Source organism: Bifidobacterium tissieri (assembly GCF_002259645.1).
GTDB lineage: Bacteria > Actinomycetota > Actinomycetes > Actinomycetales > Bifidobacteriaceae > Galliscardovia > Galliscardovia tissieri.
On sequence record NZ_MWWV01000002.1, the window covers coordinates 1 to 13,043 of the forward strand.

Genomic DNA, 13,043 nt, shown 5'->3' on the forward strand with positions numbered 1-13,043 from the left:
ATGATCCAAAACATCGCAACTCTGCTGGGACTCATCCAAGTCGTATTCGAACTCATCGACGCCATTGGCGCCGGAAGCCGGCCGGCACTCGTCGCGGCCGGGGCCCTGATGTTCATCCTGCACGCCATCCACCCGCTCATCAAACGCCGCGGACGCCACACCCGCCACAATCGGCACACAAACCGTGAGAAAGGACTCTAAAGCACCACAAAAGTTCCTATAGCCCTCCGTTCATGCGTCTCCTTTCACTTGCCGCAGGGCCGTTTGCCCCGCACACGCGGGGATGATCCCAATCAAACAGGGCAGACAGAGCCACTATTGTGGTTTGCCCCGCACACGCGGGGATGATCCGACGGGGGATGAACCGGCATGACTGTATCGACCGTTTGCCCCGCACACGCGGGGATGATCCGGTCGCGCAGAACTGGAAGCGGCTGGCTGAGAAGTTTGCCCCGCACACGCGGGGATGATCCTTCTTCTGCATGTCGCCGCGTGCCCGGAGCATCGTTTGCCCCGCACACGCGGGGATGATCCTGCCGCTGATGGTCGATCCCAGTTCCTCGAACCGTTTGCCCCGCACACGCGGGGATGATCCGGACAGCACGGCGGGGTCGGGCTGCTCGGTGATGTTTGCCCCGCACACGCGGGGATGATCCGCCGGGAACGGCGGCGACGGCGATGGTGGCGGGTTTGCCCCGCACACGCGGGGATGATCCGCTCCGGGAACTGCAGGCGAGGGACAGCCTCACGTTTGCCCCGCACACGCGGGGATGATCCGGACCTCGCCAAGGACGTCGCCACCATGGGCCAGTTTGCCCCGCACACGCGGGGATGATCCGCAGACCGACACGGGCGAGTCGATACCGTCCGAGTTTGCCCCGCACACGCGGGGATGATCCACCCGTGTACGCGCCGTTCTTCCGCATCGCATCCTGCAGGAGGCCGGATGCGCCGGGAATCGCGTCGGCCAGCTGAGTTTGCCCCGCACACGCGGGGATGATCCGATCAGCTGGCCCTTATGCCAAGAGTTCGCCCCGTTTGCCCCGCACACGCGGGGATGATCCACGACCGAGTTGCAGTCGGTTCCATTCGACCACTCTGGCAACCCACCAAGTGATATAATCGATGTGTTGAAGCGTCTTGGATTGACACCTCCTTTCAACACATGCATTGCGCATGTGGGTGACATTTCAGGGCGCTTCATCGTATTCTGCGTAATTGCCCGTCCTTGCCGATGATGTAGACCATGCCATCTTTGAAACGGCGGCTACGTTTGATGCACCGGATAAGCTCTTCGTCAGACATGCCCTTATTATCGACATTGTCGATAACCACTCGTTTAGCATCCAGCTTGTTGCTCGTCTTCTTAAGATGCGTGTCAATCGTGTTTTTGCTGGATGTATCTCGGAGGGTTTTTATCTCGATACCGTTCATCAGATCGGATAATCCGTAGTTTCTGTTTTCTCCCTTGACTGGATCGAATTTGTCTACGAAATCCTGTTTGAAGATGGCTGCAACACCATTCGCTTGCGTTTGCCCCGCACACGCGGGGATGATCCGTTGCCCACGGCCTTGCCGGACTGGGCGGTGATGTTTGCCCCGCACACGCGGGGATGATCCGCGCGTGCGCGAACTGAGCGCCACAATCACCGCGTTTGCCCCGCACACGCAGGGATGATCCGCGGACACGGTTGGCGAGCACGTCGACGGCCTTGTTTGCCCCGCACACGCGGGGATGATCCGTTGTTCACCTGGGCGACGTCGATCTTCTCGATGTTTGCCCCGCACACGCGGGGATGATCCGTCGTCGATGACGTCGATGGTGACGTCGAGTTCGTTTGCCCCGCACACGCGGGGATGATCCGTGTCGCGGCCCTTGGCGTTCAGGGCGTCGAAAGTTTGCCCCGCACACGCGGGGATGATCCGCCGTGGGCCTCAGCAAGAACGAATACAACGAGGTTTGCCCCGCACACGCGGGGATGATCCGCACGCCGTACCGTTCGGCGCGGCGGGCAACATGTTTGCCCCGCACACGCGGGGATGATCCGGAGGCCGCGAAACGATTGCACCAGTGGATCATGTTTGCCCCGCACACGCGGGGATGATCCGCGCGTAGCCGCCGGGACGGTTCAGCGCGGCCAGTTTGCCCCGCACACGCGGGGATGATCCGAACTGTTCAACCGTCTGCTGCCACGCGGACGTGTTTGCCCCGCACACGCGGGGATGATCCGTTCTGCACGATGATGGATCGTCCCGTTCCCTCGTTTGCCCCGCACACGCGGGGATGATCCGCTCCGCCCCTGCTCGTGCATGGAACACAGGATGTTTGCCCCGCACACGCGGGGATGATCCGTGCTCGGTGTGCAGGATTCACGGCGGGGTGAAGTTTGCCCCGCACACGCGGGGATGATCCGACCGACGGCATGACCGAGGCCGAAACCTCCACGTTTGCCCCGCACACGCGGGGATGATCCTCGTCCGCGGACGTGGGCGAGCAGATGGTCCACGTTTGCCCCGCACACGCGGGGATGATCCGGCATCGAGATATGCGAGGCCACCAACCGCGCTGTTTGCCCCGCACACGCGGGGATGATCCGACTATTTCATGCGGGTGAAGGTGGTCGATGCCGTTTGCCCCGCACACGCGGGGATGATCCGGGGACGGCGTTCCTGAGGCAGTCCAACGGCAAGTTTGCCCCGCACACGCGGGGATGATCCGACTATTTCATGCGGGTGAAGGTGGTCGATGCCGTTTGCCCCGCACACGCGGGGATGATCCGTTCCGCGTCCATACGGGTTTCCTCGCTTTCCTGTTTGCCCCGCACACGCGGGGATGATCCGCTGGTGGGTTGGGGCAGGATGCCGATGCGGGTGTTTGCCCCGCACACGCGGGGATGATCCGTTCATGCCGATGATCACCGGCGCGATGAACGCGTTTGCCCCGCACACGCGGGGATGATCCGTTCTACGACTCGTCGGGCGCGCGCGTCGGCGAGTTTGCCCCGCACACGCGGGGATGATCCTCAGCGGCCAGCTCGTACCCGACTGCCGCACCTGTTTGCCCCGCACACGCGGGGATGATCCGAACAGGGCGAGACCGGCCGCGAGCGCGGCGACGTTTGCCCCGCACACGCGGGGATGATCCGCTGGGAAGACCAGACCGCCTTGGTGGTCTGGCGTTTGCCCCGCACACGCGGGGATGATCCGCGCAGATCATCAACCAGTGGGCGCGGTTCGAGGTGTCGGCGGTGGCAGACTACGGAAATCTTCCCCATCAAAAACAGCACACGAGCGACGGCAACGTGTTCGAGCTGTCGTTCGACGGCAGAACATTCCGGATAAGCCAAACCGGGTCGAGAATGCCAAGATTGGACTACTGGTCGACCACATAAAACGTACAAACGTAACGTACCGCTACTGAGTTTGATCGAGGTGGTCGAGCGCATCGGCGTTATCAGGGGGCTTGGCCAACTACAACCTTCCCAGACCCAAAGCTATGGTCGGCCGGGCTCGCAGCTGGCCACCGTAGCTGGAATGGTTCTGGGTATTCCCGGACTCCAAAAATCGGATCTGGGTATTCCCGTATCATGAACACCCCCGACACAGGGTCTTCGTGATACGGAAATACCCAGACTCAGTTATCTATACCGGTTTGACCCAGACTTATCGTCCGGGAATACCCAAACCGGTGTCCGGAAATACCCAGACCAAAGTCCATCGAGTCCGGGTATACCCAAACCCGTGTCCGGCTTGACCCAGATCAGAGTCAACCGTGTCCAGAAATACCCAAACCGGTGTCCGGAAATACCCAGAACCGTGTCCGGAAATACCCAGATCAGAATCCACCGTATCCGGAAATACCCAAACCCGTGTCCGGTTCGACCCAATATTCGCCAAGATCCCCGATACCTGACCAGGTACGATCCCGCATGCACCTATTCCCGCTATCCCTCCTCGCTATCCCTCCGGCCAAAGATAGGCAAACATGGCATCGAATGCCGCCATGGCCTGTTCGATGGGCGTGGCGTCGGCGGGGACGGGCGTAGGTGATTGGCTGATGAGCAGGGCACGGTAGCCGTCGTAATACTCGGAATCGATGTCGGCGAGATAGTCCTCGTACCGTTCGGTCATGTACTGGTAGGCCATGTCCCGCGTGGTCTGTCCGGCATGGTTGATGGCGAGATAGTTATGTCCGTCGGAGCAGCACTCCCAGTAGGCGATGATATATCCGACGACTTCGGTGCCGAGTTCACCGAATTTTTCGAATTCACCGAGTTTCCCGAATTCATTGCGTGGCCGCATAGCGGATTCCTACCATTCTTTCATCATACGGATGCGATGCGGCATACGGATGCAACGAGACGCAACGAGGCCGCATCATAGACAGCACACTGCCATCATCGCATTCACCCAAACGGCGTACTCACCGGCCTCACGCCGTACCGTCGTCGTTCCGTCGTCGTTCCGTCACCGTCTGGAGACGTGCCACGACATGTCGGCGCGAGCTGACTCATCAGTCAGCCAACTCATCAATCAGCCAGCCAGCCCGCCGCCACGCCAGCCCTCCGCCTACTCCGCGAACGCGGCGTCCAACGCCTGGTCAAGATCGGCGATCAGATCCTCGGGATCCTCCAGACCGATGGACAGACGGATCAGATTGTCGGTCACGCCGGCGCGCAGACGGTACTCCTCAGGCACTTCGCGATGCGTGATGCGGGCCGGGTCCACGATCAGCGAGCGCGCGTCGCCGATGTTGGGGATGTAGGTGAATACGCGCGTGGCGTCGAGCAGTCGGCGTACATGTTCCTCGTCGCCGTCGATGAGGAACGAGAGGATCGTGCCCACGCCGTTCGGATAGTATTTGGCCACCAGATCACGCTGGTCGGTGTCGCCAAGTCCGGAGTAGTTGACCTTGAGCACGTGCGGGTTGGTCTGCAGGTGCTTGGCGATGGCGGTGGCCGTGGCGACTTCGCGCTGTTCGCGTTCGGGCAGGGTTTCGAGTCCCATGAGCTGCAGGTAGGCGTTGAACGGGGCCTGCACGGCACCGAATGTGCGCACGTATTTGATGCGCACGCGGCGGATGTATGCCTTGGGGCCGAAGGCGTCGGCGAAGCTGCGCCAGATGCCGTTGCGTTCGTCGCTGACGACGAGTTCCTTGCGGGTGAACTGCGGGTGGCGGCCGGCGGCCCAGTCGAATCGTCCGGCGTCGACGACCACGCCGCCGAGTGCGTTGCCGTGTCCGGTGATGCCTTTAGTGGTGGAGTGCACGACCACGTCGGCGCCGAATTCGATCGGGCGGAACAGGTAGGGGGTGGGTACGGTGTTGTCGATGATCAGCGGGATGCCGTGCTTGTGGGCGAGGTTGGCGAGCGCTTCCACGTCGGTGATTTCGGTGGACGGGTTGGCGACGGATTCGGCGAAGATGGCGCGGGTATCGGGCCCGATCTTGGATTCGACTTCCGCGAGGTCGTTGATGTCCTTCACGAAGTCGGTGTGGACGCCGAACTGGGGGAAGAAGGTTTCCATGGCGTCCACGGATGCGCCGTACAGGTTGGTGGGCGAGATGATGCGTCCGCCGCCTTCGGCTGCGCACAGCAGGGCGAATGACACTGCGGCCATGCCGCTGGCGACGGCTACGGCGTCGTCGCCTCCTTCAAGCTGGGCGAGGCGCTGTTCGAGCACGTCGATGGTGGGATTGGCCACACGCGAGTAGGAGAATCCCTGCTCCTCGCCGGCGGCGAGCCTGTCGCCACGGACCGCGGATTCCATGTCGAATGCGGCGCTCTGGTAGATCGGCGGCGTGGCGGCGTCGTGGTTGGCGCGGTTGTCGTAGCCGCCGTGGATGGCGATGGTGTGGAATCCGTTGGTCATGGGATGTTCTCTTTTCTCGTGTGTTCAGTTGCGCGTATTCGGCCGCGCGTTCAGTTGCTGGTACAGATCGTACGACAGATCGGACGACTGTGTGTCGGCGTGGTCTCGTTGAGTTCCGCGAGCGCATGCTGGGCGATGGCGGTCAGGAATCGTACTCCGGAGATGATGCCGTGCGGGTCGGGTGCGAAGGTGGGACCGTGCGGCGCGTTCGTGTCGCCGGCGCCGATGCGTACGAACAGTCCGGGTGCGCGGTCGAGGTAGTACGAGAAGTCCTCGCCGCCGAGGTCGGCCCATCCGGGGCGGGTTTCGAGTCCGGTTTCGGCGGCGATCTCGCGGCCGACTGCGGCCCAGTGCGGGTCGTTGTCGACGGATGGCGAACCGAAGAACCATTGGACGTCCGCGTTCACCCCGTAGGCGGCGGCTGTGTTCTCGACGATGCGTACGGCCCGGTCCTTGGCGATCTGCCGGTCGGCGCGTTCGGTGGTGCGTACGGTGCCTTCGAGGAATGCGGTGGATGGCAGCACGTTCCAGGTGTTGCCGGCCTCGATGTGCGTGACGGACAGTACGGCGGGGTGCACGGGGTCGAGGCTGCGGCTGACGACGGTTTGCAGCGACTGCACGATGGCGGCCGCGGCCACGATCACGTCGTCGCCTTTGGTGGGTTCGGCGGCGTGGGTGCCGTGCCCGGTCACGGTGATGGCGAATTTGTCGACGGCTCCGGATGTGCCGCCTTCCTTGATGTAGATGGCTCCGACCTCGCCGGGGGCGTCGTGCGTGCCGAAGAACGCCTGTACGTCGTCGAGTGCGCCGGTGTTGAGCACCTGTACGGCTCCGGTGGGGCGTTCCTCGGTGGCGCGGCCTTCCTCGGCGGGTTGGAAGATCACCTTGACCGTACCGGCGAGGGTGTTGCGCACGGCCTGCAGTTCAATAGCCGCGCCGAGTGCGACGGTGAGGTTGAAGTCGTGCCCGCAGCCGTGCATGTATCCCGCGTGTTCGGACGCGTACGGCAGGCCGGTATTTTCGGTGATCGGCAGGCCGTCGATGTCGCCGCGCAACGCGATCACCGGACCGGGTTGCGCACCGCGGATGACGGCGACCAGTCCGGTCTTGAGTCCCGTGTTGAGGATTTCGATGCCGTGGCTCTCAAGGATCCGTCTGATGCGTGCGGTGGTGGTGTGCTCCTCGTATGACGGTTCCGGATGCCGGTGGAACCACCGGTAGTGTTCCAGCAGACTCTGCTCAAAAGCCGATTCGCTCATGGGATCGTCCTTTTTCTCTTGATCGGGCGGCACGGGCCAGTCATACGCGTCCCGTGAAACGTGCAATGTTTCCATGTAAGCCTGTTTCCCGACACTTGACAACGCGCCGAGTATACGAAGAACTTATGGTCTGTTCGAAACCGTTCGCATGCATTCGTCTGCTCACGGCCATACCCTGAAGTCAGGCCCGACGGATATATCACATATCGGAATGAATGATCAGTATTCCGACATCACCGCCGCCGACGCCCGGACCGGGCATGATCGCGACGATCATCGCCCGTCATCCGAACAGGGCCCGACCATAACCAACGCCATAACCAACGAAGGACGACCGATGGACATCACCAAGGCATTGACCAGAATCCGCAGCAACGTCAGCACTCCCGTGTTCGTGCTGCTGCACGGCTGGGGATCGAATGAATATGATCTGCCGGATCTGCTGCGTTTCTGCGCTCCGGACGCGGATTACGCCTCGCTGCGCGCGCCCATCGAATACGGCATGGGCTACACGTGGTTTGGTACATGGGATCACGAGGGTGTGCCGTCGGGCGAGTCGTTGGACAAGCAGGCGCTGGACGCCGCCGAGGCGATCGACCGTTGGGTGACGGACAACATCGACGAGTCGCGTCGCGTGGTGACGATGGGATTCTCGCAGGGAGGACTGCTGGCCGGGCATATGCTGCGGGTGAACCCGGATCGGTATATGGCAGCCGTCAGCTTCTCCGGCTGGCTGGCTCCGGGCGCGCTGCCGGGCGATGCGAAGCTCGGCGAGACCACTCCCCCGGTGTTCTACGGCCATGGCGGCGCCGATACGATCTTCTCCCCCGATGAGCTGGCCGCCATGAGCGGGTTCTGGCAGTCGCACAGCACGCTTACCGAAAAGATCTATCCCGGCATGGAGCACAGCATCAACATGCCGGAACTGCGTGACGTGTCCACGTTCCTGCAGTCCATCGGCGCGGCGCGCCCCACGTTCTGACGATCATCGGTTCGACGGTTCGACATTTCGACGGACCGACGGACCGTATCGTTCGTTCCGTCGAACCGTCCGTGGTCTGCAGCCGATGAATCATACCGACTTGCAGACCGCGGAACCACACAATCTCAGAGTTCGCGCGAACGCTGGGCGGCGGCGGACACGGCCTTCATCACCGTGCCGCGGAATCCGGCCTCCTCGAGCACCGCGTATCCGGCGATCGTGGTGCCGGCGGGCGAGGTGACCATGTCCTTGGCCTGCGCCGGGGTCATGTTCCGGTCCAGGATCAGCTTGGCCTCGCCGAGGCAGGTCTGGGCGGCCAGACGGTATGCGGTGTCGCGGGGCAGCCCCTCCTTGAGTCCGCCGTCCGCAAGCGCCTCGATGAACATGGCGACGAAGGCGGGCGCGCTGCCGGAGAGTCCGGTCACCGCGTCGATCAGATGCTCGGGCACGAATTCCACAATGCCGATGGATGCGAACAGTTCCTTGGCGAATGCCTTCTCTGCGTCACTGAAGTCGCTGTCGGAGCTGAGCGCGAAGGCTCCGGCACCCACGAGGGCGGGCGTGTTCGGCATGAGTCGCAGTACGCGCGGGGTGCCGTCGACGGTGCTGCGGATGCGATCGGCGGTGACGCCGGCCATGATCGACAGCACGGCCTTGCCGTCGAATGATCCGCAGTTGGCGGCGGTGGCGGCGAATGACTGCGGCTTGACGGCCAGCAGGATCATGTCGGAGGATTCGACGACCTCGCGTTCGTTGGAGGCGGTTCCCAGTCCAAGATTCTTCGCTCGTTCGATGGAGCTGGCGTTCGGATCGTAGATGGTCACGGATGCGGGGTCGACCACGTGGTGTGCCACCGCGCCTCCGATGATTGCGCCGCCCATGTTGCCGAAGCCGATCACGCCGATGCGCGGAGTCGCCGTAGACGTTGTGTTGTCTGCCATGTCAGATCCTTTCCTTGGAGGTGCCCACCCGGAACGGCGTGACGTTCGTCGTCGTGTCCGAGCCTGCCGTGGTATCCATCCCATGCGCCACGACTAGAACGAAGTCTAGTTTTCGTTTGTGAACGATTATGCCTATGCCGCCTCATGCCGCGGACGCGATGCGACGAACGCCTTCGCGAATGTCGTCCTCGCTTGGGGGAACGGTCGAGAGCGCGCAATGAATGGAGAGGCCCTCGATCATCGCGTCGAGCAGCTGTGCCGTGCGCGGGTCGAAGAACCGTCGCAATTGTTCGCGACTGCGGCCCATCCATCGTGTGGTGATGTCACGGTAGGAGGGGTCGCGTGCGGCCAGCGTGTAGAACTCGAGGTTGAGGTTGAGATCATGCTGGCTGCGGAACACGTCCTCGGTGATCGTCCGGACCACGGCGTCGCAGGCCTGATCGCGGGTGGTGACTGCGGCGAACCGTTCCCGCATGCGTCGTACGCTTTCGTCGGCGAACCGTTCGAACGCCTGATGCAGCAGGTCGTCCATGCCGTCGAAGTAGTAGGTCATGGACCCGAGTGGCACGCCGGCGGCAGTGGCCACCACGCGATGCGAGGTGCCGGCCACACCCTTTTCCGCGATCACGTCCAGACACGCCTCGATGATGCGGTTCCGACGTTCGGGGTCACCGCGTCGTTCCCCGCGTCGCGCATGATTGTCGCGTTCAGATTCCGCCATAGTGTCCATCCATTCCGCGCCGTATGATCACCGTCTGATCATTCTCCTGTACATGTGTACACGATCAGTCGGATATTCGCGGTATTCGACGGCCATAGTCATGAAGGGTACGGAACGACCGCTATAGGTCGGTGCGCAGACGATGGTTCTCGGTGAACGCCATGCGATAGACGAGCATGACGATAAGCGTATCGGCGAGCGCGGTGAGCGACGAGATCACGGCGAGCACGACGAACTGGTATCGTGCGGCCTGCACCGGATCGCCACCGGCGATGATCTGACCGGCCATCATGCCGGGGATGAGCACAATGCCGCTGGACGCGAGCTGGGCGATGGTGGGGATCAGTCCGAGTCGTACCGCCGAGGTGATGGATGGCATGGCGGCCTCCAATGGCGTGGCGCCCCAGGCGAGCATCGTCTCGATCTCGTATCGGCGTGTGCGGATGTCGTCGAACAGTCGGGTGATGGCCACGGCGATGGCGGATACCACGTTGCCGAGCAGCATGCCGACCATCGTGACCACGACCTGCGGCGCGTACCACGGCTTGGGTCGGATGATGAGTTCCACGACCACGGAGAACATGAGCACGGCACTGGCGAGCAGGGTGAGGAACACCGGCAGCGCCAGCCCCTTCGGCAGGCCGCTGCCACGGGTGAGCGTGATCTGCACGGCGGCGATGATCATGACGCCAAGCAGGGCGAATACGAGCCACCACTGGTTCACCCGGATCACATAGCCGATGATCAGGCCCATGGCCAGCAATTGCACGAGTGACCGTACGGTGGCCCACAGTAGTCGGCGTTCCACGCCGAGTTTGAGCACCGCGGAGATCACGGACGCCAGAGCGACCAGCAGCAGGGCGACCAGCAGACCCCAGTTGTCGATCGGATAGTCGGACGCGGCGCCTTCCGTGCTGGTGACGAGAATACCGTTGATATCGTTCATGCCTGCACCTCCGTCGGGGACACTTCCGTCAGAACTCCATCCGCAAGTTCGAGAATGCGTGCGGCCATGCCGTCGGGGTCGCGATGGCGTACACGGCAGACGGCAACGCCCTGTTCCGCGGCCTTGGCAAGCAGGTGTGCGGCGCGCATGGCATTGTCCGGGTCGAGTCCGGCGTCCACCTCGTCGGCCAGCAGTACCTTCGGTCCGGTCAGCAGAGTACGCAACAGGCACACGCGCGCCTGCTGTCCCACGGACAGGTCCTGTGGCGACCGGTCGAGTTCCACGTCACGCAGTCCGATCTCATCCAGCGCCCGGCGCAACGTACCGTCGTCAGGGATGACGACTGAGGAATCACGACGGACCTTCAACGTGAACGGGTATCGGATCGCCTCCGCCACGGTCTCTCCCATCAGCACCGGACGTTGTGGTACGTACGCCACCTGCGTACGCCATTGTTCGGGAGTGAACCCGTCAGCGGACCTCCCGTCAAGCGCCATACGGGCGTCGGTGTCGGCGTTGAGCTGCGCCATGCACTCCATCAGCGTGGACTTGCCGGAGCCGGACGGTCCCACCAGATCGACGATCTGCCCGGCATACAACGTCAATGACAGCCCCTGGAAAATGGTCTTCCACTCGTCTCCATGCCGTACGCGGCACATGGCGTCGTCCACCTGAAGCACGGGTGTGAGCCCATTCGCCGACTGTTGGTCTCTTTCAATTGCAGCCATGACTTCAGTCTAGAATCGTTCCTTTCCATAGGTTCCGGCGATTCTCAGCGCTTTCTGAGAACACGTATCGCAGTCTTGGAATCAGGACGATCCCTGGACACTGTCTCGGAATCGACCGCACTCATTGCCATTGTCACGACCAATTTCACAAGGATCCGATATGCCAAGTTTTCTCAGTCCTGAATTCATCATCTCCGCGGCGGGTCCGTGGGCGCTGGTCATTTCCGCAATCATCGTGTTCGCCGAAACCGGTCTGCTCGTCGGATTCTTCCTGCCCGGCGACTCGCTCGTATTCCTGCTCGGCATGGTCTCCGCGGCCACCGCGCTGCCCGACTCGCCGCTCGCCCACACCTCGCTCGTACTGATCTGCATTGTGATCGGCATCGCCGCGTTCATCGGCGATCAGACCGGATACGAACTCGGCCGCAAGGGACGAGACAGCCGACTGCTACGGTCGTGGACCCAGGGCAAGAACGCCGAACGACTCGAACGCGCACACTCGTTCTTCGTCAAGTACGGTTACAAGGCCATCATCCTCGCCCGCTTCGTACCGATCCTGCGCACCTTCACCCCGTTCGCCGTCGGCCTGACCCACTACGACCACAGGAAGTTCATCTCCGCCAACCTCATCGGCACGCTGATCTGGGGCATTGCCCTGCCCACGCTCGGCCACCAGCTCGGCCGCGTGAGCCTGATCGCCAACAACATCGACGCCGTATGCATCATCATCGTGCTGATCTCCGTCATGCCGCTGGTCATCAAGGGCGTGCGTTCCGCGCTCTCCTCACGTGGCGCCACCCGCGCGTAAGACGTATTCCGTCACGCATTCCGTCGTGAAACGTGAAACAATGTGACCATACGATCGACGAAGGAGATGGTCATGGCGGACGAGACGTCGTATGCGATTTCCGATCCGGGGAAACTACTGCAGCCGGCCGTGCTGTTCATCGAGGATGATCCACGCATCGGGTCGATCACCGCGGAAATCCTTGGCGACCACTATCGCGTGGACTGGGTGACGACCGGCGCGGAAGGCCGTAAACGTCTCTTCGGCATGACCTACGATGCTGCGATCGTGGACCGTCGACTGCCCGACGCCGATGGACTGGAGCTGGTCCGGGAGGCCCGCGGCAGCGGCATCACCACGCCGGTGCTCATGCTCACCGCGTTGGGCAGTGTGGACAACATCGTGGAGGGGCTGGACTTCGGCGCCAACGACTACCTGACCAAGCCGTTCCATTTCGAGGAGCTGGAGGCGCGACTGCGTGCGCTGCTACGCGGGTATCGCGCCGAACAACGCGCCTACGACATCGGCGACTGGCGACTGCTGCCGAAGTCGAACATGATCGAATCCCCGGATCTGACCCGCATTGCACTCACCCATGCCGAATGCACGCTGCTGACCACACTCTGCTCCTCGCCGCAGCACGTGTTCTCCCGAGCGGAGCTGCTGCGGCTCGTGTTCAGCGAAAGCGACACGGAGGGCACGATCGACACGTATGTGTCATACATCCGACAGAAGACCACACGACATATCATCGACACCGTACGCGGTCACGGATACATCATCGGAGAGCCGCGCGAATAGAGGAAAT

The 13,043-nt window shown here is 62.5% G+C and carries 12 protein-coding genes and 2 CRISPR repeat arrays; of the genes, 4 read left to right on the forward strand and 8 right to left on the reverse strand.

The window, feature by feature from the left end; translation table 11 throughout:
* Positions 1 to 201 (forward strand): hypothetical protein (locus BTIS_RS11945; RefSeq protein ID WP_094661785.1); only part of this gene is annotated, 201 nt, incomplete at its 5' end.
* A gap of 61 nt (positions 202 to 262) precedes the next feature.
* A CRISPR array of direct repeats spans positions 263 to 901; the repeat unit is 29 nt; unit sequence GTTTGCCCCGCACACGCGGGGATGATCCG.
* A gap of 299 nt (positions 902 to 1,200) precedes the next feature.
* Here BTIS_RS11945 and BTIS_RS00895 read toward each other — a convergent pair.
* The 4 genes from BTIS_RS00895 to BTIS_RS00910 all read right to left on the reverse strand — a co-directional run bounded on the left by BTIS_RS00895 (position 1,201) and on the right by BTIS_RS00910 (position 7,130).
* Positions 1,201 to 1,434, reverse strand: a complete 234-nt coding sequence (locus BTIS_RS00895) for a hypothetical protein (RefSeq protein WP_094661786.1) — start codon at positions 1,432 to 1,434, stop codon at positions 1,201 to 1,203.
* A 97-nt stretch (positions 1,435 to 1,531) separates the two neighbouring features.
* Positions 1,532 to 3,207: a CRISPR direct-repeat array (repeat unit 29 nt; unit sequence GTTTGCCCCGCACACGCGGGGATGATCCG).
* Positions 3,208 to 3,957: 750 nt separating this feature from the next.
* The gene (locus BTIS_RS00900; RefSeq protein ID WP_094661787.1) at positions 3,958 to 4,302 is read right to left on the reverse strand and encodes a hypothetical protein; all 345 of its coding nucleotides are present in this window, start codon (positions 4,300 to 4,302) and stop codon (positions 3,958 to 3,960) included.
* Positions 4,303 to 4,569: 267 nt separating this feature from the next.
* Positions 4,570 to 5,871 carry an O-acetylhomoserine aminocarboxypropyltransferase/cysteine synthase family protein gene (locus BTIS_RS00905; protein ID WP_094661788.1) on the reverse strand — a complete coding sequence of 434 codons (1,302 nt, stop codon included), beginning with the start codon at positions 5,869 to 5,871 and terminating at the stop codon, positions 4,570 to 4,572.
* A 50-nt stretch (positions 5,872 to 5,921) separates the two neighbouring features.
* The gene (locus tag BTIS_RS00910) at positions 5,922 to 7,130 is read right to left on the reverse strand and encodes an amidohydrolase (protein WP_094661789.1); all 1,209 of its coding nucleotides are present in this window, start codon (positions 7,128 to 7,130) and stop codon (positions 5,922 to 5,924) included.
* A 337-nt stretch (positions 7,131 to 7,467) separates the two neighbouring features.
* On the opposite strand from BTIS_RS00910, the gene BTIS_RS00915 reads away from it, so the two are divergent.
* Positions 7,468 to 8,112 carry an alpha/beta hydrolase gene (locus tag BTIS_RS00915; protein WP_094662055.1) on the forward strand — a complete coding sequence of 215 codons (645 nt, stop codon included), beginning with the start codon at positions 7,468 to 7,470 and terminating at the stop codon, positions 8,110 to 8,112.
* A 125-nt stretch (positions 8,113 to 8,237) separates the two neighbouring features.
* Here BTIS_RS00915 and proC read toward each other — a convergent pair whose 3' ends face one another.
* The 4 genes from proC to BTIS_RS00935 all read right to left on the reverse strand — a co-directional run bounded on the left by proC (position 8,238) and on the right by BTIS_RS00935 (position 11,448).
* On the reverse strand, positions 8,238 to 9,053 hold the full coding sequence (gene proC, locus BTIS_RS00920) for a pyrroline-5-carboxylate reductase (RefSeq protein ID WP_094661790.1): 816 nt from the start codon (positions 9,051 to 9,053) through the stop codon (positions 8,238 to 8,240).
* 142 nt (positions 9,054 to 9,195) lie between these two features.
* Positions 9,196 to 9,774 carry a TetR/AcrR family transcriptional regulator gene (locus tag BTIS_RS00925; RefSeq protein ID WP_094661791.1) on the reverse strand — a complete coding sequence of 193 codons (579 nt, stop codon included), beginning with the start codon at positions 9,772 to 9,774 and terminating at the stop codon, positions 9,196 to 9,198.
* 121 nt (positions 9,775 to 9,895) lie between these two features.
* Positions 9,896 to 10,720 carry an ABC transporter permease gene (locus tag BTIS_RS00930; protein WP_094661792.1) on the reverse strand — a complete coding sequence of 275 codons (825 nt, stop codon included), beginning with the start codon at positions 10,718 to 10,720 and terminating at the stop codon, positions 9,896 to 9,898.
* Positions 10,717 to 11,448: an ABC transporter ATP-binding protein gene (locus BTIS_RS00935; protein ID WP_245819182.1), complete on the reverse strand. Its 732-nt coding sequence runs from the start codon at positions 11,446 to 11,448 to the stop codon at positions 10,717 to 10,719. The genes BTIS_RS00930 and BTIS_RS00935 overlap by 4 nt, the downstream gene beginning before the upstream one ends.
* Before the next feature lie 160 nt (positions 11,449 to 11,608).
* On the opposite strand from BTIS_RS00935, the gene BTIS_RS00940 reads away from it, so the two are divergent.
* Together BTIS_RS00940 and BTIS_RS00945 are read left to right on the forward strand one after the other, a co-directional pair.
* A complete protein-coding gene (locus BTIS_RS00940) occupies positions 11,609 to 12,256 on the forward strand; it encodes a DedA family protein (protein WP_094661793.1) in 648 nt (215 codons plus the stop codon).
* Positions 12,257 to 12,328: 72 nt separating this feature from the next.
* Positions 12,329 to 13,036 (forward strand): response regulator transcription factor, encoded by a 708-nt coding sequence (locus tag BTIS_RS00945; protein WP_094661794.1) that lies wholly within the window; start codon positions 12,329 to 12,331, stop codon positions 13,034 to 13,036.
* The last annotated feature ends 7 nt before the right edge of the window (positions 13,037 to 13,043 follow it).